The following is a 16,881-nucleotide window of genomic DNA, read 5'->3' as shown; positions in this document are numbered from 1 at the left end:
ATTGGGTTGGCCCCAACAGGCAAGGGCCGCGCGATGGCGGCCCTTGTGTCAGGTGGTGGGTGAGGATCAGGCCGCCTTGCCGGTCAGCGCCTTGATGGCGGCAGTGTCCTGCAGCACGCAATCGAAGCGATGGAAGGCGAGGAAGGCCGTCTGGTCGAACTCGGCATAGCGTTCGACCAGGCGCTTGAGCGTCATGTAGTTGATGCGGCGAATCACGAACTGCTGGAAGTCACCGGCGAACATGAATTTCTTGCTCGCGGCCATGTCTTCGAAGCCCTGGTCAATGAAGTAGGACTGACCGAGTACCGTGGATGGCGCCAGGCCCGCGACAGCCGGCAGCCACAGCGGACGACCCTGGCCATCTTCCATCTCGGTGATCTTCTGCAGGGTGTTGTCGTTGAAGCCCAGACGGAAGTTCGCCGCGCGACGGTACGCCGGATCAATGCTGTGGATCAGCTTGGTGATGTCCTTCCAGTTCAGGCTGGCCGCAGCGGCTGCCGCCACGGTGCCAGTGACCGAGGTGGCGAGGCCCTTGGGCTGCTGGGGAGTGCCGGCACCGGTACCGCTCACCAGGAGCTTGGCTTCGGCGCGACCGATACGGGAACCGATGCGCGAGGCCAGGAAGCCCTCGATGTCGAAGGCCGAGTCCTGCAGCAGCTCGTTGGAGACACGGATGACCTTGGAGCTCAGCTTCTTCGCGCCGAGGTGCTGCATGCCGAAGGTGACATCCTGCTCACTGGCGGCGGTGTTCTCGCCCAGCAGCTCGCCCTCTTCCCCGGTACCGTCAGACACCGGCCATTCGATGGTGGCGCCATCGGAGGTAGTCAGGATCTGGGCGACCGAGGCCAGCCCGCCATAGTCCTGCATGGACTCATGGATGCGGTTGAGCATGGTGGTCGGGACGGTGTAGCCGCCCTTGTCATTCTCGCCCGCTGCCTGAGCTCGCATCTCACGCATGATCGCGCGCTGCTCTTTGCTCATGTTGCCCATGCCTTCACGCACGAAGGCATCGAAGGCCGCGGCACGCTGCTCATCCACGCTCGGGCCCTGGGACTGCCCAGCTTCCGGCGTCTGAGACTGGCCGCGCAGCTCCTCTTCGTTGTCACGCACGAAACGCTGGTCCGCATCGCGCAGGGCTTCTTCGCGATCGATCTTGTCCTGCAGGCCATCCAGCTCGCTCTTCATGGACTGCCACTGGCTGCGCTGCTCATCCTTCCATTCGGTGTCGCCGGTATCTTCATGCATCTTGCGCATGTCCTTGGCGATGGCCGCGTACTTCTGCTTCAGTTCAGAGAGTTTCATGTAGCCTCCACGGGCTCAGGCATTGATGAGTTCAAGGAAGCGCTCGCGGGCGCGGCGCTGATTGACGGCACGCTGCGTGATCTCTCGGAGTTCATCGCAACGGGCTTGGAGCGACCGCTTGGCGGCGCCCGCATCGGGGTAGGCCGGATAGGTCACGGGGGACACATCCAGCAGGCGGCTGAATCGGTGGATGGTGCGCACGATGACGCCGTGCTCGTCCTCGCCCCACTCGTCACCATCGGGGGCGACTCGGAAGGCGAAGCTGGAGCCGGTGATGTCGCCCCGTGCCAGCGGCGCCATGACCAGATCACGCACCGACTGGGTGTCGGGTGGGTCGATCTCATAACGCAGGCCCTCTTCATCCACGGACAGCGACAGCGTGTTGCTGAGGGTGCGGCCGAGCACGAAGTTGGGGTCATGGTTGAACAGGGCGCGCACGTCATCGCCCAGCACGTTGTCGAACGCGCCGGGGGCGATCTGCTCCTTGAACATGCCCATGATCATTTCGCTGCGCTTGTTGAAGACGGCGCCGTGACCAATGATCCGCAACGGCTGCCCTTCTTCGCCCGCTTCGGCGCGGACCTCGCACGTCAGGGCGCGCTTTTCTGTCTCACTCATGATGTGGAGTCCTCGGGCGAGGGTGACTGGCCCAGCTGACTGGCTGGGGTGGCGTTGACGCTGATCAGCATCTCGCTGAGGCCATCGCGTGGGTTCATGTCTTCCAGGGCGCGGACTTCGTTGCGATCCATCCAGCCATCGGTGATGGCCTTGTGATAGAACTCGGCACGCTCCGTGGGGGTGCCGCGCAGCAGCCCGGCGAGGTTGAACTTGGCGTAGTAGCCAGCCCGACGCTCGGTGGGCGTGAAGATGGCGCGGTTGATCTCCTGCTCCCAGTTGATGACCCAGGGCATCATCGTGTGCCGCACAAACTGGATGGCCTGCTCGGAGATGTTCGAGAAGGTGGCCTTGTCCAGGTCGTTGATCATGTGCGCTGGCACGTTGAAGATGCCGGCCACCTCGGAGCGGTTGAGCTTGCGCGTCTCGAGGAACTGGGCGTCCTCCGGCGCGATGGTGATCGACTTGTAATCCAGCTGTGCGGGGAGCATCAGCGTCTTGTTCTCGGACTGGCGCAGACTGGCCACGGCCTTGGCCCAGGTCTCCTTGAGGCGATTCCAGCTGTCGGCGTTCAAGCTGTCCTTGACGGTGACAAGCCCGGTCGGGCGCCCGCCTCCCTCGAAGAAATCCTTGCCGTAGCGCTGGGCCGCCAGCCCGAGGCCAATGGTCTCGGCGTGCTGGCGCACCACGCTGACGCCGGTGCGATCGTGCGAGCCGAGTGCACGAACGTGGATCATGTCCTCGGTCGCAACGGCACGTGAGCCATCCTCATCGGTGACGGCATATAGCCAGCGGTTGCCGCGCTTCACCGGGCTGCAGTTCCACGGGCAATGTCGTTGCAGGGAGACGGCATTGCCACGCGCATCCCGAACCACCTCGGTGTAGCCATTGCCCCAGCCAAGCACGTGGGACTGGGCCGTCTCGCGCCACTTGTAGCTGGTCTGCCAGTCGTTGGGCTCGTCATGCAGCAGCTGATACGCGGGGTGGTCCGTGGCGGCGGTGATGACGCCGTTCTGCTTGCGCATGACGTGCAGCGGCAATTGCGCCAGCGAGGATGACAGCACGTAGATGCAGGCGTAGACCGCGCCAAGCGTCATGGCGCTCTGCTGGTTGACCGTGATGCTGGAGTCGCCATGCAGATAGTCCGCCAGCGTCTGACCGGTGAGCGGTGTTGCCGGGTTCTCGAGCGAGCGAGTGGAGAACAGTTGATCGAGAATCATGAGGCCCCCTTGCGCATGGCGCGTGCGCCGAGCAGTGCCAACACCAGTAGCAGGCTGCCACTGGCCATCAGCGCGTCCGCGAGGCCGAATCGCAGGTACAGGCCGCCCGTCAGGCTGGCGAAGCCGGCCAGCCCGAGGGTGTCGAACAGTAGGTTTCGCATGTCACATGACCAGGAAGTCGTCGTCTGAGAGGGAGTCGAGAAGGCTGGGCGGCTCGACATCGAGGGTGATGGCACGCCCCAACGCCATGAGCAGCGCGATGATGCCGTCGATCTTGTTGTCGGCGGCTTCCTTGCGCGGGTAGATGTTCTCTTTGGCGTCGGCCTTGGCGACCACGTTGCTGGCCATCCAGGTGAGCAGCGGGTCAGCCGGGTGCGTGAAGCGACCGCCAGTGACGGCGGCCTCCATCTCGCGCATGGCGGGGCTCATGTTCTGGACCGTGTTGCGGTACTCGATGACTGGCGCGCCTTCCTGCATCAACTGATGGGCGAGCTGGGTAGCCCGCCAGGGATCGTAGGCGACTTCCTGCACATCGAAGCGACTGGAGAGGTCGAGGATGTCCTGCCGGATGACCTCGAAGTCGAGTTCTTCACCATCAGTGATGATCAGGTGGCCGGAGTTGACCCAGCCCTCATAGGCAGCGCGGTTGCTGCTGGCGCGCTCGATCGCACCTTCCGGCAGGTAGCTGCGCACGAAGGCACGCCACTCGACCTTGGCGTCCTCTCGCACCTTGCGGAAGATCAGGCCGATGGCGGCGATGTCGGTCTTGCTGGCAAGGTCAACACCCAGCCAGCAGGGCTCGCCCTCCATCTGGTCCAGCGACATCGAGTCATCACCGGCCGCCAGCCAGGTGGCCATATTCAGCCAGGCGCTGCGTGCCGAGACCCAGACATCGAGGTGCTTGGTCAGAAAGGAGTTCTGGCGACTGGGATACTGGATAGCATCGCGCTGCGCCTTGAGCAGGAATTCCTCGCTGACGCTGACACCGAAGTTGGGGTTGGCCTTGCGCAGCACGTCCGGTGACTGCCAGTCGTCGCCCTCATCGATGGTGTAGATCAGCGCGAAGAGCTCAGGGTTATCAACCACACCCTCGAGCATCTGCTGCGCTTGCCGGCGCTTGTCGTAGCAAGGGCCAGCGAGGTTGAAGCCGGCAGTGGTGATGATGAACATCAGCGGCTGATCGCGGGCCCCCATGCCGGTCAGCATGGTCTCGTAGAGGCTGGGCGATTGGTGCTCGTGGAACTCATCGACAATGGCGCAGCTGGGGCTCGAGCCGTCGCCCGGGTCACCGATCATCGGTTCCAGGCGGGAGCCGTCACTGGGGATGCTGATGTTCTTGGCCATCACCTCAATGCCGGCGGCGCTGATCAGGGCCGGTGACTTCTGCAGCATCAGCTTGGCCGGGCGGAAGACCTCCCAAGCCTGCTTCTCTGTGGTGGCACCACAGTAGACCTCGGCGCCGTATTCCCCATCGGCGGCCAGCATGTAGGTGGCCACGCCCGCGGCGATCACTGACTTGCCGTTCTTTCGCGGTACCTCGATGTAGGCCTCGCGGTAACGGCGCTGCCCACTGCGCTTGCTCATCCAGCCGAACAGCACACTGAAGATGAAAAGCTGCCAGGGTTCGAGCGTGATCAGCTTGCGCTCGCGCGCCCACTTGCCCTTGGTGTGAGGCAGCAGCTGGATGAAGGCGCATGCCCGCTCGGCGGCGTCACGATCGAACCGATAGGGAAAGGCGCGCGTCTTGGCCGCCTTCTGTTCATCGACATGACGCTGGCAGGCAAGGCGGACCCACTTGCAAGCGGGTATCCGGCCAGCCACCACGTCCCGAGCGTACTTGTTCGCAGCATTGACGTTGGGATAGCTGGCCATTGAGTGTCATCGCTTGTTGCCACCCAGCAGCTCGGCGAAGGGGTTGGCGGCATCCTTGGACCCGGGCACGGCCAAGCGTGCTCGGCTGGACGGGTCGAGACCGAGTGCGCTGCCGAATGTGGTCATCTGGCGGGCTGCCTCATTCTTCGCGGTCAGAGCTGGGTTCTTGATGGGGGCACCGGTGGCAGGGCTTTCCAGCACCAGGCCGCATTGCTGGATCTCGACCACGGCCTGCCGCCAGGTGGCGTAGGCATCGCAGTAGGCCTCAAGCTGATGCAGGTCAGAGCGCGTCAGGATCTTGGAGCCGACCAACCAGGGCGCAAGCTTGTCCCAGGCATCGCGGCCGATCTCGCACAGCCAGTCGGGTGCCGGCGGGGCTTCATCGAGCGCATCGCCCTCGGGCTCGTCATGGTTGATGGCACGCTTGCCGGCGTTGCCCTGCACCGCCTTCAAGTGGCTTGGTTTGGGCTTGCGACCTCGTGTCATCTGAGAATCCTTCGCGCTAGGCTGATTTTTCAATTTCGCGGGTGTGAGAAAGAAACGTAACGGAACGGTGGCCGCCCCCAAAGGTGGTAGAGATTGCACCCCCCTCCCCCCTCTCAGGTCCTGCCTCAGTCGCCTGATCTGGCCGCCAGCGCCTCGCTTGCCGTCTTGGTCTGATGGCAGGCCTTGCAGATCGCCTCGAGGTTGTCAGCGGCGTCTGTGCCGCCCTGAGCCTTACCCACAATGTGATCAACTTCAGTAGCTGGCGTGATGCGATTCATGCGCTCGCATGGCTGGCAGAGATAGCGATCACGCTTGAGAATCGCGTTTCTCAGTCGCCGCCATGGCCGACCACCTCGGCCTTGCCCGCCTCGCTTACTCTTGCCCCAGTTGATGGCGCGATCGGCATGCGCCTCGCAGTACCCGTGAGAGGCAGTCGTCTTGCCACCACACATGGGGGCCTTGCAGGGTCGCGGCGGTTTGATAGGCACAGACCATCTCCTCTACTACGTTGAGAGTTGCGCATACACGAACATGCAGGGACACCGATCAAAGGAGACTCCCATGATGCTCGAGCTATATCTCTATCGCTGCACTGACGGCTGGGCAGTACGTCGTGAGCTCGAGGATATGCCGCACAAGACATTCAAGCAGGAAGCCGAAGCCCGTGAGTACGCTGAGACTCTCGCCCATATCAAGGGATACAAGCTCTATGTCATCCGCGACGGAGGCACTGGGCGAGACCGCGTACTGTGACCAGGACAAGGGAGTGATCATGAGTCGATGGGTAACGCCATCTGGAGCTCTTGCCGCCAGTAGTCAGCGCGAGACTCCAGCGCCGGCTTGACCCACCGATGGCTGGCCAGCTCGCGACCGGCAAGGCTGCCCTTGGCATTCTGGTCATCCAGTGCGCGACAGGCCTTCTCGAACTCTTGCATAGCGCTCAGCTCACCGCGCATCAACGCATCGATGCGTAGGTCACACCATGCGGCAAAGTCATCATCCAGCCATCGCGCGAAGGCCACCGCTAGCTTGGGATGCAGCCATGTGCCTTGTAGCAAGCCGCCTCTTCGGGTGATCACGAGACCGAAGTCCGATTTTCGGACATCGGTCCTCCCCATCGCTCTAGCCAAGGCAGCGATATAGCTTTGGGTTCGCGGAAGCTCCAGCCATTTGGCCGGTCTCTTGCCAAAGCGCTTGCCAATGTCAGTAGCATTGATCCAGCAATCTGTGTTGAAGCGGACCGACTGGCCTTCGTAATCGAATGGAATAACGTTTGTCATCGGTAGAAGCCTTTTAGAGATAGAGCCTGTCACCCAGGAGTCGCCAACCCAGAGAGGCCCGATGAAGCCATCGGCGCTCCTCAGGCTCTATCCTGAAAGGCTCTGGTAAGTGCCGGGCGCGGGTGAAGCGCCCACAAAAAAGCCCCGCCGGAAGGCAGGGCTTTTCAATTCTTGTGGTGTCACTCAGCAGTCGTCTGCTCGGCGCTATCAGGCCCATCGGCCAGGCGCTCGAGGATAGAGGCCGTCGCCGTGCGGTCAGCATTGAAGCGACGGCGCTGTGACTCATAGTCGGCCAGCAGGCTGAGCAGATCGCGGTTGGATGTCACTGGCCGATCAGGCGCAGGCAGTGGATTGAGCAGATAGCTCGGCACTTCGGGTGTGCACTGCCACTCAGTGGGCATCACCACTGGCTTGCTCTCGAAGGCGCTGCAGCCACTCAGCAGCAGCGTCAGGCACAGGCCGGTCAGCCCAATCCCCAGTCGGCGCATCGTCTCTCTCCATCCGGCGTGCAGCTGCCCGAGCAGCCATGATTGAACGGTCATCCAGAGCGCGGCTGGCCTCGCGTGCCTCCAATGCGACGGACAATCGCTTCATCTGATTGCCGTAGTGCAGCGCCATCATCTCGAGCCCGCGGTTGACCGCCTTCTCGGTGGATAGCTCAGCCTTGAGATCATTGGCATGCTGCTCGGCCTTGGTCGCCTCATAGGTCTTCATCGCACCCCAGCCCAGCACCACCGCCATCAGGATGACCTCGATCTTCACGCCTGATATCAGCTTGCGGCCCCATGCCCACGCGGTCGTGATCAGTGCAGCCATCGTCCCAGCACCTTATCGAAGATGGCGTCAGACTTGGCACGCAGCCACTCGACACCGAGGAAAGCGATCGCAGCCCCGATGGCCACGGCCATGTCCTGATCCAAGCCGCCCCAGTCCAGCAGCGGCTTGAGCGCCAATGTCAGGCCACCTACCAGGGTCGCCTCGAGCAATGACTTGTAGAAGCGGCCACCAGCATGCAGGCCGCGCAGCAGTGCGATCGCGAATGACAGCCCCGCTGCATAGAGGTTGGCTTGATACGGCTGTAGCCACTCCAGCAGCATCTGCCATGTCGATGGATCGCGGTGTGGCATATCGGCGGGCTCGTGGTCGTCATCATGCATATGGCCTCCTGAGTCGGTAGGCCCTGCGTAGTTCGTCGTTATCGTTATGCGATGTGGCCGCCAGCACGCACGTACACGCCCAGCAGCTCATCGGTATCAAGCTCACGCTGGCCGTAACCTGCCCCTGGCAGGCTCGCCCAGATGCGCCGGCAGGCGTGGATGGCCTCAGCGATGCGCCCGTCATACACCAGCCCCAATGCCCGGCACTGGCGGATCAACTGCTTGGCCGCCTCATCCTGAGAGGCCGGCGAGAAGTCCGGCAGGTGGAAGCGCTTAGCCAGGTCATCCCAGGTACGGATCAGAAATTGATAGCGGCCAGCTGCCGTCGAGTGAATGCCCAGATTCGGCAGCCATACCGACTGGCGGGGGTGATCATCGAAGCCATCGAAGGTCTTGCCACCCACCAGCACGTCATAACCCTCAATCGAGCTGAAGCGGGGCGTACCCTCGGCATAGGCAATGGTGTCCAGGAAGGCCGCCAGATTGCTGGCGTCATCAGCTGCCTGATCAACAGGCGCATCGAAGCCCACCAGCTCGACCTCATCGAGCCAGTGCGCGGGGGCATGTGCAGGCATGGGAATCACCGGTAAGCAGATACGAAAAAGCCCCGCCGGATGGCAGGGCTTTCGAGACAGCCGTCAACTACCGCGTAATCGTCGGAAGTAACGGCCTTGAGAAAGTGCCTCTTTAGCGAGCTCCAACTCCAGTCCTGAAAAATCGAACTCATCCATTACATCAGCCAACTCCATACCAATATCGTCGCATACCACACAAAGCGCTTCTCCGAGCGAGCGCATATCACCACGCTTCGCCTCGTTCACCAAGGTGGGATGAATCAATTCATGCGGCACTATTGCACCCTCTAGTGTGAATAACGCCGTCAGGATATAGCTTGGCAGTGTTGGACTCACAAACGATGCCCAACGAAAAAGCCCCGCCAGATGGCAGGGCCTTGAAATGAGCGGTGATCCAGAGACGCAAGAATCACACAATAGCTGGATCGTACCCTCTCGCGGCCACTTTTGCAACATGTGGTAGTCAGGCAGCCATTTCAGCCTGAGAAAGCACCATATACAGTAGTGAGTCACGGCCACGCGCTGCTGCTTTTCGAAGCGACGTAGATGACTTGAACGGCGCCACCTTCACTGCCCCGGGCACCCATCCCAGTCGTGCCAGAATCGCCACCTGCGCCGCCACGGCCTGCGATTGGGTCATCATGCGCGGTGACTGGCAATGCTGCACCGGCGGAATGGCATAGGCCGCCAGCAGTACCGCCATGCGCTGGCGATCGGTCAGGCGTGACAGCAACGCCGCCGCCATCGTCCGCCACTGGCTTTCCTGCTGATAGCGCTCTGCCGCCTTACCGACGTGATCCACCAGCCCCGTGCACTCGCCACGCCCTTCCCCCATGCCGCCCACCGATGACACCTGATGCCATCCGGCATTCTGATGGCGTAGCCCGGTGCGATACTCGATCTCCTCCTCGAGCAGCTCATCCAGAGCATGCGCCAACGCCTGCTGACGCCTCACGCCCTCCGGCAGCTTCTCGATCAGGCGGAAGGTCTCCGCCAGCCCCATATCCTCGATCCGCTGCATGTCCTGCCCTCCTGCTCCGGGTTGCTACGTGAGCGCTATGCCGTTGCCTTGCGCCACTCACTGCCATGCGGCATCACTTCTGGCTCACCGGCCACCACCGTTTCGGGCCAGCTCGCATAAGCCACCAGCACCGCCTTGGCCTCATCCACGCCCTTGGCCAGCACCGCCAGATAGCCATTGCCCTCCATCTTCTCAAGCCATTCGCGCTGAGACTTCGCCAGGGCGGCATCATGTGGCGGCGCCGCTTTGAACTCGATATAGAGCCCGTGATACCCGCCACGGGCCGTGGCCACCACCAGGTCACTCACCCCTGCCCGCACGCCTTGCATCTTGAGGTCTGCCGCCGTCTTCTTGTTGCGCTTGCCACCATTGGGGACGTGGTAGACCACACCGCCCAGCAACTGCCCCACCTGCATGCCGTTCTGATGTTGCGCGTACAGCCAGCGAATCAGCACCTTCTGCTCCAACCCTTCACGGTCTATGCGTGGCGCCGACTTGCGGGCTTGGCCGGCGGTACGGTTCGGCGACTTGCGGGCCGCCACCTTGGCGGAAGGATGTGTTGCCCAGCTCATGACGATGCCCTCACCTGATTGGATTGCCAGCGGCGATAGTTGGTGATGATCCGGCGCAGCATGTGCGCCGCCCTCGGCTCATGATCGATCTCGGCGCGACTTTTTACCCCGCAGGCCGTGCGAATAAAGTCCACCGCGTCTTCCTCCTTGTGCGTACCATCCGGCAGCACATTGGTATCGATGCCGTGTCGAGCCCGGCGCGCCTGATCCAGATAGCGATGGAATCCCTCGGCCTGGCACAACATCGCGGCCTTGCGGGCCAGTGGGCCGCCAGCGGGCTTGGGTGTGGTCTCAGTCACGCTTGCCCCCTCAGTCGCTCACCATTGGCATTGAAGCGGGGAGCGCCCAGGGCAATGCAGCGCTTGCACGTCCCCAGACACCCCGCCAGCTGATGGATGGCCACGCGACTACCGCAGGCAAAGCAGCGGCGCAGGGCTGAACGATTCGGGCGCCTGTAGCTGCCAGCGGGGCGATAGCTCATCGGGCACCACCCTGCTTCAAGCGACGACTGACATTCACTGCTGGCCGGTGGGCATGGCCCTTGCTCGACTGACATTCCTTGCACTCGAGCAGGTACTGCCATTCATACTTGCTCACCTGCTCTTTCATCTGGCTCGCGGGCCGCCAGCGACCACACGACTCACACCAAAAGCGCTCCGGCACCACAGTCAGATCGGGCGTGGCTGTCTTGGGGGTATGCTTCGGGCTCATGCCGCATCCTCCCGCAGCGCCTCTGAGATGCTTTCCGGCCACTTCAACTGCTGCACCGGTGCGCCGTCGCTGTGCCGCTTGCCGGTATCCAGCATGCGGCCACCTGACTGGCGGCCTGCCTCAGTCATCACCCAGCACGCCTTGCCCTTGCCGTCACGCTCCTGACGCTGGAAGCCCTTGTCGCGCAGCAGGCGGTTGATGGCGATCGCGCTCATGTCCAACGGCATGCCCAGCTCGGTCGGGGTCAGGTAGCGCTCATTCATCGGACTCAGCAGGTGGGTCGCCCCAAGCTCTTCCAGCAGGTTGATGCCGGTACGCTTCTGCACGGCCTGATTCACCGACAGCAAGCGCATGTTGTCGTCAAAGCCGAATGCCCGGGCAGCACCATCAAGCGCGCTGGCAATGGCAGAGGCGCGGGAGATGTCCGTGGTGGGGTCTACCGGTGCCGGCGCAGGCTGGGCCACCTGATAGCTGCCGGTCTTACGGATGGTCGGCAGGACTTCATCGAACACCCATTCTTCAAACGATACGGCGCTAGGCAGCTTGCTCTTGACGATCAGGCGATAGAGATCTGACTCGCGAATCATGCTGAATGACTGAATGCCAGAAGCCGTGGGGATGTCGCGTTTCACGACACCCTTGCAATGGCGACTGACGGCATCTCGCGGATTGGAGTACCCAAGCGCCAACGCCACATCAGAAGCCACGAACAGGGTCTCACCCCCATCGCCCTCAACCACACGCACCTGCTGGTCATCAAACTCGAACGGGATCACGTTGCTCATGAGTCAAGCTCCTTTCAGTGCAGCACGCAGGGAACGCATCCCCTGATCGGCATTCATTGTGTGAGGCAGACCAGCGGCCTCGGCTTGCTGCTGGGCGCGGGCCTGGCCCGCCATGGCGGCACGTTCTGCCGGTGACAGCTGGCCGTCATGCCCAATGGCCGCTTGCGGCTTGAGGTCTTCCCCCCGGGCAAAGCGCTCCACCACCTGCTGGTAATACACGCGGAAGGCACGTTCGTGCTTGTCCATGCGCTGATAGCTGGCAGAGGCCATGCCGTGAAGGTCCATGTGCTCGCCCGCGGCGGCGATGGCCTCATGCGGGTACGGCTTGCCGGTGAATGCGTGGTCCTGCAATGCCTGCCAAGCGGTATCGAAGTCCGGCAGGCCCATGCCTTCCGGCGTCATCTCGCAAAGCTCAGCAAAGCGCATCGCGGAGTCAGGCGGGAAGGCGTTGCCACGCTGTCTGAGTGACTTGGCAGTGCGGGCCTTCTCGGCTTGTAGACCGCAGCGCAAGTGCTGGGTGCTCAGGTGACCCAAAGCCGCCAGCCACTCACCGTCCACGTCACAGCTGACCCATTGGCCGTCCTGCTCCATGCCCCAGCCCATCTCGCGGCAGTGTCGGTGCCAATGAGCGCCATGCAGCTGGGCCAAGCGATCGAACAACGCATCCACCGCCTTCTGGCTCACCCGTGGCAGGTCATCAGCTGCTCCACTCGCCATCGATGACGTCGCCGGACGGCGGCTGGCCTTCGGCTTGCTCACGGCGGCGCTGCTCAATGAGTGCACGCCCTTCAGCGGCTGAGAGTTTCGAGTTACGGATTGGACCAGTTGAGCGACGGCTTCCATGGGTGCCTCCAGCGTTGCGTGCAGTGTTGTTCGATGTGTTGGCGTTCTGACTCATGCGGGCCTGGCGGGCCGCCTCTCGCTTTCGGTTCTCACTCACCCAGCGCACGAAGCGAGTACACCAGGCATGATGCGAGTGCCTCCGGCCCGGCTGATCCGCGAAATGCGAGGTGAAGTCCGCCAGCTCGCCCTGATCCCATGTCAGGGATGGATTACCCCGGCGCATCGTCTCCGCCTGCCAGTGAGTGGCATCCGGCTGCCAGTCCAACGTCATCGGCACCTGACGGGCACCGGCAGTCGCTTGCGGCTGGCCGTTGTCTGCCTGCTGGGCCGCTCGTTCGAAGATGCTCGGCTCGCCCGCGCCAGAGAGAGAGGGGTTAGGATCATTGGTACCCTGATTCGTCGGAGATTTTTCCGACCCTGGCACGGATATTTTTCCGACCCCTCTCGGAGATTTTTCCGAGGTCGGATTTTTTTCCGACCCTTGAGAATCAGGCGCCGAGGGACGGATCGGAGATTTTTCCGACCCTGTCGAGCGTCCCCAGGTCACACCCTTCTCGGTTAGGCGCATGTACGTCCGGTTGTCGCAACTGGTCATCACGATCAGGTCGATCTTGGCCAGCTGCTTCATGAGTCGGTAGGCGGTGTCGTGCTTATCAGTCAGCAGCGGAAGCTCTTCGCAGATCTTCCCCTTGCCGATGTTGAAGTAGGTGTGGCCATCGATCTGACGCGCATCTGCCCAGGTCGGCACCTGATGCAGAAACGCAAACAGCATCGCCTGCTGAGCATTGAGCCCCCACTCGACGGCCTTGACTTGGTTGATAGCAACGAGGTACTGCATCAGCGATACCCCCGCATCGCGCATTGACGGCTCGTTTGTGATCGGGTGTAAGCTAAGGCGGTCACAACACGCGAGAAACTAAGGAGCGGGACATGGATGACGCGAAGCACGAAGCGGCGCAGCAGGATGAAATTGAGCGCGAACGTCGAGCGGTTAAGCTTTTCAATGACTTCATCGATGAGAACGCCGACGACCTCAAGTTGATCGCGCATTGGGGCGACGGGCATTGCGGTTACATGCTTCACATTCTTCAGGAGAAGCTCAGCCGGAAGCCGTAGGGGTATTCGTGCCGTGATGCTCATGCCTCACCTCCCGCCAGTGTCAGATATTTGGCAGCGCGGGCCTGATGCCACTGCATGCTGCCCAGATCGCCGTCCTTGTCGCCGCGACGGGCCGCCAGCAACGCATTGCACTGGTGCCAGGCGGCATAGGCCGAGTGATATTCGCCGGTGAGGCGCGGCTGGTCTGCCAGCAGCTCCTTCAGCTTGGCGATCTTGCGGCCAGCACGAGACATCTCTGTCTGAAGGCGTGCTGAACTCATTCGTGCCGTGATGCTCATGCCGATACCTCATCGCCCTTGGCGGCCATACCCAGTGACAGGCGCTCGAAACGCCCTGCCTCGCTCATGTGGTGGTCGATCGACAGCGTACGGCGGGCATCTGCCTGCGCCGTCTCACCCTGCCCCTTGCCGCATTCCAGCAGGGCCACCACGGCCAGGTGGTGCTGCATGCTCATGCGCAGGTCAATCACGCCACCCACTCGCTCGCGCTGCTCGACCATCACCGCCAGCCGATAGGTCTCAGCCTTGAGGGACTCACAGCTCCAACCCCGATAGCTGGTCAACATCTGCCTGGCTTCACTCGTCTTGATCGTCATGCCATACTTCCTTGGCGTTTTGAGATGCTTCCCCCGTACTGGTTTGGACGCCTTCGGGGGATTTTTGTATCTGGTGCCCGGTTATCGGCTCACCACCTTCAGCGGCTTGCGCATCGCTTGCAGCTGTCCCATCAGGGTGCTCATCTGCTGCTCAATGGCCTTGTGCTGCGCCTCAAGCTGCGCCGCCTCTTCCTCGTCTACCTCCCCATCGGCAATCGCTGCCTGAATCAGCGCTGCCATCGCGCCCTGCCCCTGCTGGGCATCCAGCACTGACGCGAACACGTCACCACGGCTCACCTCGCCCTTCGCACAACGCGGCACCGCTACCATGCTCAGGTAATCCAGAAACGGAGCCATCAGGCGCATCTGGTGCTCGCGGTCCACGTTCCAGAAGATCCCCACGAAATCGATGAAGCGCAGCGGCATCGGCTCGTCTTCGCTGAGGCGGCGATACATGGACTTGGCTGACATGCCCAGATCACTCGCCAGCTGTTTGGGCTGGCACTCGAACGCCACGTCGTGCACTGCGTCCAGGAAGGCATCCATGTCTCGCTCGATCTCTGTATGGGCATCCATGGTCAATTTCTCCGTGTTCGTTCCGTTTAAGCCGATATGGGCGGCGGGCTATGCTGTGGGTGTCAGGCGGTGCTCTTGCTGGCAACGCGGCGTAAATAAAGGTTTTCGATTTCACGCCCTGTCCGATAGAGAACATCTTTGCCGTGGGCAGCCCGGAAAATAGTCGTCTGATTGGTGCTACATGCCTTGGCTATCGCTGCTTGACTCATCCCGGACTCAACGAGAGCGGCCACCATGGTCTTCAAGTTCATCGACCCCTCCAATACTCAAAAGCATAGCCAGATAATACTCAAACGTATTAGCACAGGCAATACAATCCCGTATTCAAATTTGAATCATGGGGATACCCAGATGAACCGCCTTGGCGAACGCATCAAGGATCTGATGACTGAAAAGGGCTGGTCAGAGGGAGAGCTTGCACGCCGTGCAGGCCTGAAGCAGCCGACGGTTCATCGGATTATTGCGGGCACCAGCAAAGACCCGCGTCAGGCAAACGTCGAGCGCATCGCAAGCGCCCTTGGCGTCTTGCCAGAAGTGCTCAGGAAAGGGGGAGGTGCCGCAAAGATCGACGCCATGCCTACCGGTCCCAGCACTTCCGACAGCCTGACTTCAGCACCGAGACTGGATGGCTACGTTCCAGTAATCTCATGGGTGCAGGCGGGAGCTTTCACCTGCATGGACGGAATAGACTTCACTGCTGACGAAATAGTCCCCAGACCGCCAGGGTCAAGCTTCAGCACATTTGCATTGAGGGTTCGCGGCCAGTCCATGCTGCCGAAATATGAGCCTGGCCTAATCATCTACGTCGATCCTGAAGTGGCACCATACGACGGTGACGACGTGGTTGCCCTGCTGACAGATCATAACGAGGCTACGTTCAAGCAGCTCGTAGAAGAGCCCGGCGGTGGCCGAATGCTAAAGGCCCGCAATCCGGCATGGCCCGATCCGTGGATTCACATTAACGGAAATTGCCAAATCATAGGTGTCGTTGTTGGGTCGCTATGGCTGCGCCAGCCCAGATAATCCCCGCGCGCACGCGTAACCAGAGAGAGTGGTTCAAGTAGGTAGGCTCTGGGGGTGGCACTGGCGACACCCTCCCCGTGGGTCGGAAAAATATCCGTGCCAGGGTCGGAAAAATATCCGACGAATCAGGGTACCAATGATCCTAACCCCTCTCTCTCTGGCGCGGGCGAGCCGAGCATCTTCGAACGAGCGGCCCAGCAAGCAGACACTCAGACCGCCGAAGCGTACAAGCGCCGTATCGAGAACGTAGACCGCTAAGCCTCCCGCAGTACATCTGACCCGCCCACCGTGGCGGGTTTTTTATGCCCGAACGAAACTTAATACATAAAAGTATTGAACGAAACGATGCGTTTGAGTATTGTTTTCCCATCGACACGGCACATCGCCATCGTCACTGAGTGGATTGGAGCAGCCCATGACCGACACAGCCCGCAAGCATCGTTCAGCCATCACCCTCGCCGTCATCGTCGGCAGTCTGGTCACGCTCGCCAGCCTCACCCAGCAGACTGATGGTCCGCGCCAGCTGTCCGCCAGCGAAGCCGAATACTGCGAGATGACCGCCATGTGGCAGGAAGACGCCAAGGCCGGTTTCGCTGAATCACAACGCCGCGGCTGGCCGGACTTCCATGGCAATGCCGCCAGCCTCTGCTCCCCTCAGATTACGCATGGTCAGCAGCTTGCCAGTCGCTGATCGGACCTCGCCCCAAGGCCAGCAGGTGGTGCCAGTGGGGATTGCGAGCATAACCACCCGCAGGTAAGGCGCCGGTTCCTCCCTTGCGCTAGCGGCCTTACCCCCGACACCTGGGCAAGTGGTGTGACAGCTGGAGAGACAGCGCTTATCAGAGGGCATCGGCACTGCCGGTATCGCCTGATGAGTCCCGAACCGCCGGGCAATGCGGCTGCTCTTTAACAATCAGGCATGCCCAGCCCGCCCGTAGCGCTAGACACGCGAGAGGCCGCTGGGAGTACGCCGCCCAGGGCTGTCGAAATACTGGGAATGGCATGGGGCTTTGCCAATGGCAGAGCCCACCCGAGAGTGCAATGGCAAGCCTTCGCAAAGCGCGACCGCTTCCCGATGCCCTTTCCCTGCAGTGCCTGTGCTTCCCCGTCACGTCCATGACGGGGCCTT

The 16,881-nt window shown here is 61.8% G+C and carries 27 protein-coding genes; 4 read left to right on the top strand and 23 right to left on the bottom strand.

All coding sequences use genetic code 11. The annotated features are described in order from the left end of the window. Positions 1-66 precede the first annotated feature (66 nt). The 7 genes from F8A90_RS05825 to F8A90_RS17680 form a co-directional block, all read right to left on the bottom strand. The gene (locus F8A90_RS05825) at positions 67-1,302 is read right to left on the bottom strand and encodes a phage major capsid protein (protein WP_200019359.1); all 1,236 of its coding nucleotides are present in this window, start codon (positions 1,300-1,302) and stop codon (positions 67-69) included. A 15-nt stretch (positions 1,303-1,317) separates the two neighbouring features. Beyond that, positions 1,318-1,920, bottom strand: a complete 603-nt coding sequence (locus tag F8A90_RS05820) for an HK97 family phage prohead protease (RefSeq protein WP_084208182.1) — start codon at positions 1,918-1,920, stop codon at positions 1,318-1,320. After that, positions 1,917-3,137: a phage portal protein gene (locus F8A90_RS05815; protein ID WP_191237441.1), complete on the bottom strand. Its 1,221-nt coding sequence runs from the start codon at positions 3,135-3,137 to the stop codon at positions 1,917-1,919. Before F8A90_RS05815 ends, F8A90_RS05820 begins: the two co-directional genes overlap by 4 nt. Further along, positions 3,134-3,298, bottom strand: coding sequence for a hypothetical protein (locus F8A90_RS05810; protein WP_165873905.1), 165 nt, complete (start codon positions 3,296-3,298; stop codon positions 3,134-3,136). Before F8A90_RS05810 ends, F8A90_RS05815 begins: the two co-directional genes overlap by 4 nt. Before the next feature lies 1 nt (position 3,299). Continuing rightward, positions 3,300-5,009, bottom strand: coding sequence for a terminase large subunit (locus tag F8A90_RS05805; RefSeq protein WP_200019358.1), 1,710 nt, complete (start codon positions 5,007-5,009; stop codon positions 3,300-3,302). Between the two features lie 6 nt (positions 5,010-5,015). Then, positions 5,016-5,495 carry a phage terminase small subunit P27 family gene (locus tag F8A90_RS05800; protein ID WP_054557049.1) on the bottom strand — a complete coding sequence of 160 codons (480 nt, stop codon included), beginning with the start codon at positions 5,493-5,495 and terminating at the stop codon, positions 5,016-5,018. Between the two features lie 125 nt (positions 5,496-5,620). Continuing rightward, a complete protein-coding gene (locus F8A90_RS17680) occupies positions 5,621-5,947 on the bottom strand; it encodes an HNH endonuclease (protein ID WP_267906765.1) in 327 nt (108 codons plus the stop codon). Positions 5,948-6,056: 109 nt separating this feature from the next. Here F8A90_RS17680 and F8A90_RS05790 point away from each other — a divergent pair, with 109 nt between their 5' ends. Further along, positions 6,057-6,248 carry a DUF2188 domain-containing protein gene (locus F8A90_RS05790; RefSeq protein WP_200019356.1) on the top strand — a complete coding sequence of 64 codons (192 nt, stop codon included), beginning with the start codon at positions 6,057-6,059 and terminating at the stop codon, positions 6,246-6,248. 17 nt (positions 6,249-6,265) lie between these two features. On the opposite strand, the gene F8A90_RS05785 is transcribed toward F8A90_RS05790, so the two are convergent. The 12 genes from F8A90_RS05785 to F8A90_RS05730 form a co-directional block, all read right to left on the bottom strand. After that, the gene (locus F8A90_RS05785) at positions 6,266-6,775 is read right to left on the bottom strand and encodes a KilA-N domain-containing protein (protein WP_200019355.1); all 510 of its coding nucleotides are present in this window, start codon (positions 6,773-6,775) and stop codon (positions 6,266-6,268) included. Positions 6,776-6,954: 179 nt separating this feature from the next. Further along, positions 6,955-7,182, bottom strand: coding sequence for a hypothetical protein (locus F8A90_RS05780; RefSeq protein WP_175089175.1), 228 nt, complete (start codon positions 7,180-7,182; stop codon positions 6,955-6,957). After that, complete coding sequence (locus F8A90_RS05775; RefSeq protein ID WP_175089174.1) at positions 7,166-7,591, bottom strand: hypothetical protein; 426 nt, start codon at positions 7,589-7,591, stop codon at positions 7,166-7,168. The genes F8A90_RS05780 and F8A90_RS05775 overlap by 17 nt, the downstream gene beginning before the upstream one ends. Beyond that, positions 7,579-7,932 (bottom strand): phage holin, lambda family, encoded by a 354-nt coding sequence (locus tag F8A90_RS05770; RefSeq protein ID WP_200019354.1) that lies wholly within the window; start codon positions 7,930-7,932, stop codon positions 7,579-7,581. The genes F8A90_RS05775 and F8A90_RS05770 overlap by 13 nt, the downstream gene beginning before the upstream one ends. A 44-nt stretch (positions 7,933-7,976) precedes the next feature. Beyond that, positions 7,977-8,507 (bottom strand): glycoside hydrolase family 24 protein, encoded by a 531-nt coding sequence (locus F8A90_RS05765; RefSeq protein WP_200019353.1) that lies wholly within the window; start codon positions 8,505-8,507, stop codon positions 7,977-7,979. A gap of 63 nt (positions 8,508-8,570) precedes the next feature. Next, entirely contained in the window at positions 8,571-8,783 is a 213-nt protein-coding gene (locus tag F8A90_RS05760) for a hypothetical protein (protein ID WP_200019352.1), read from the bottom strand. Positions 8,784-8,970: 187 nt separating this feature from the next. Continuing rightward, positions 8,971-9,528 (bottom strand): hypothetical protein, encoded by a 558-nt coding sequence (locus F8A90_RS05755; RefSeq protein WP_200019351.1) that lies wholly within the window; start codon positions 9,526-9,528, stop codon positions 8,971-8,973. Between the two features lie 35 nt (positions 9,529-9,563). Then, complete coding sequence (locus F8A90_RS05750; protein ID WP_200019350.1) at positions 9,564-10,100, bottom strand: VRR-NUC domain-containing protein; 537 nt, start codon at positions 10,098-10,100, stop codon at positions 9,564-9,566. Continuing rightward, positions 10,097-10,399, bottom strand: a complete 303-nt coding sequence (locus F8A90_RS05745; RefSeq protein WP_225347799.1) for a hypothetical protein — start codon at positions 10,397-10,399, stop codon at positions 10,097-10,099. The genes F8A90_RS05750 and F8A90_RS05745 overlap by 4 nt, the downstream gene beginning before the upstream one ends. Positions 10,400-10,807: 408 nt before the next feature. Next, positions 10,808-11,596 (bottom strand): BRO-N domain-containing protein, encoded by a 789-nt coding sequence (locus tag F8A90_RS05740; protein ID WP_200019349.1) that lies wholly within the window; start codon positions 11,594-11,596, stop codon positions 10,808-10,810. A gap of 3 nt (positions 11,597-11,599) precedes the next feature. Beyond that, the gene (locus F8A90_RS05735) at positions 11,600-12,355 is read right to left on the bottom strand and encodes a replication protein P (RefSeq protein ID WP_233593458.1); all 756 of its coding nucleotides are present in this window, start codon (positions 12,353-12,355) and stop codon (positions 11,600-11,602) included. Then, positions 12,294-13,301, bottom strand: a complete 1,008-nt coding sequence (locus tag F8A90_RS05730; RefSeq protein ID WP_200019348.1) for a DnaT-like ssDNA-binding domain-containing protein — start codon at positions 13,299-13,301, stop codon at positions 12,294-12,296. Before F8A90_RS05730 ends, F8A90_RS05735 begins: the two co-directional genes overlap by 62 nt. A gap of 68 nt (positions 13,302-13,369) precedes the next feature. On the opposite strand from F8A90_RS05730, the gene F8A90_RS05725 reads away from it, so the two are divergent. Next, positions 13,370-13,555 (top strand): hypothetical protein, encoded by a 186-nt coding sequence (locus F8A90_RS05725; protein ID WP_200019347.1) that lies wholly within the window; start codon positions 13,370-13,372, stop codon positions 13,553-13,555. Positions 13,556-13,575: 20 nt separating this feature from the next. On the opposite strand, the gene F8A90_RS05720 is transcribed toward F8A90_RS05725, so the two are convergent. From F8A90_RS05720 to F8A90_RS05705, 4 genes are all read right to left on the bottom strand, one after another. Beyond that, the gene (locus F8A90_RS05720; protein ID WP_200019346.1) at positions 13,576-13,791 is read right to left on the bottom strand and encodes a hypothetical protein; all 216 of its coding nucleotides are present in this window, start codon (positions 13,789-13,791) and stop codon (positions 13,576-13,578) included. Between the two features lie 41 nt (positions 13,792-13,832). Further along, positions 13,833-14,153, bottom strand: coding sequence for a hypothetical protein (locus F8A90_RS05715; protein ID WP_200019345.1), 321 nt, complete (start codon positions 14,151-14,153; stop codon positions 13,833-13,835). A gap of 81 nt (positions 14,154-14,234) precedes the next feature. After that, positions 14,235-14,729 (bottom strand): phage regulatory CII family protein, encoded by a 495-nt coding sequence (locus F8A90_RS05710; protein ID WP_200019344.1) that lies wholly within the window; start codon positions 14,727-14,729, stop codon positions 14,235-14,237. Positions 14,730-14,791: 62 nt separating this feature from the next. Next, positions 14,792-14,980, bottom strand: coding sequence for a hypothetical protein (locus F8A90_RS05705; RefSeq protein WP_200019343.1), 189 nt, complete (start codon positions 14,978-14,980; stop codon positions 14,792-14,794). Here F8A90_RS05705 and F8A90_RS05700 point away from each other — a divergent pair. Both F8A90_RS05700 and F8A90_RS05695 read left to right on the top strand, forming a co-directional pair. Then, on the top strand, positions 14,964-15,752 hold the full coding sequence (locus tag F8A90_RS05700) for a LexA family protein (RefSeq protein ID WP_200019342.1): 789 nt from the start codon (positions 14,964-14,966) through the stop codon (positions 15,750-15,752). The genes F8A90_RS05705 and F8A90_RS05700 overlap by 17 nt on opposite strands. 415 nt (positions 15,753-16,167) lie before the next feature. After that, entirely contained in the window at positions 16,168-16,443 is a 276-nt protein-coding gene (locus F8A90_RS05695; protein WP_200019341.1) for a hypothetical protein, read from the top strand. Positions 16,444-16,881 lie beyond the last annotated feature (438 nt).

The organism is Cobetia sp. cqz5-12, assembly GCF_016495405.1.
Taxonomy (GTDB): domain Bacteria; phylum Pseudomonadota; class Gammaproteobacteria; order Pseudomonadales; family Halomonadaceae; genus Cobetia.
This window is presented reverse-complemented; position numbering and strand designations above follow the sequence as displayed.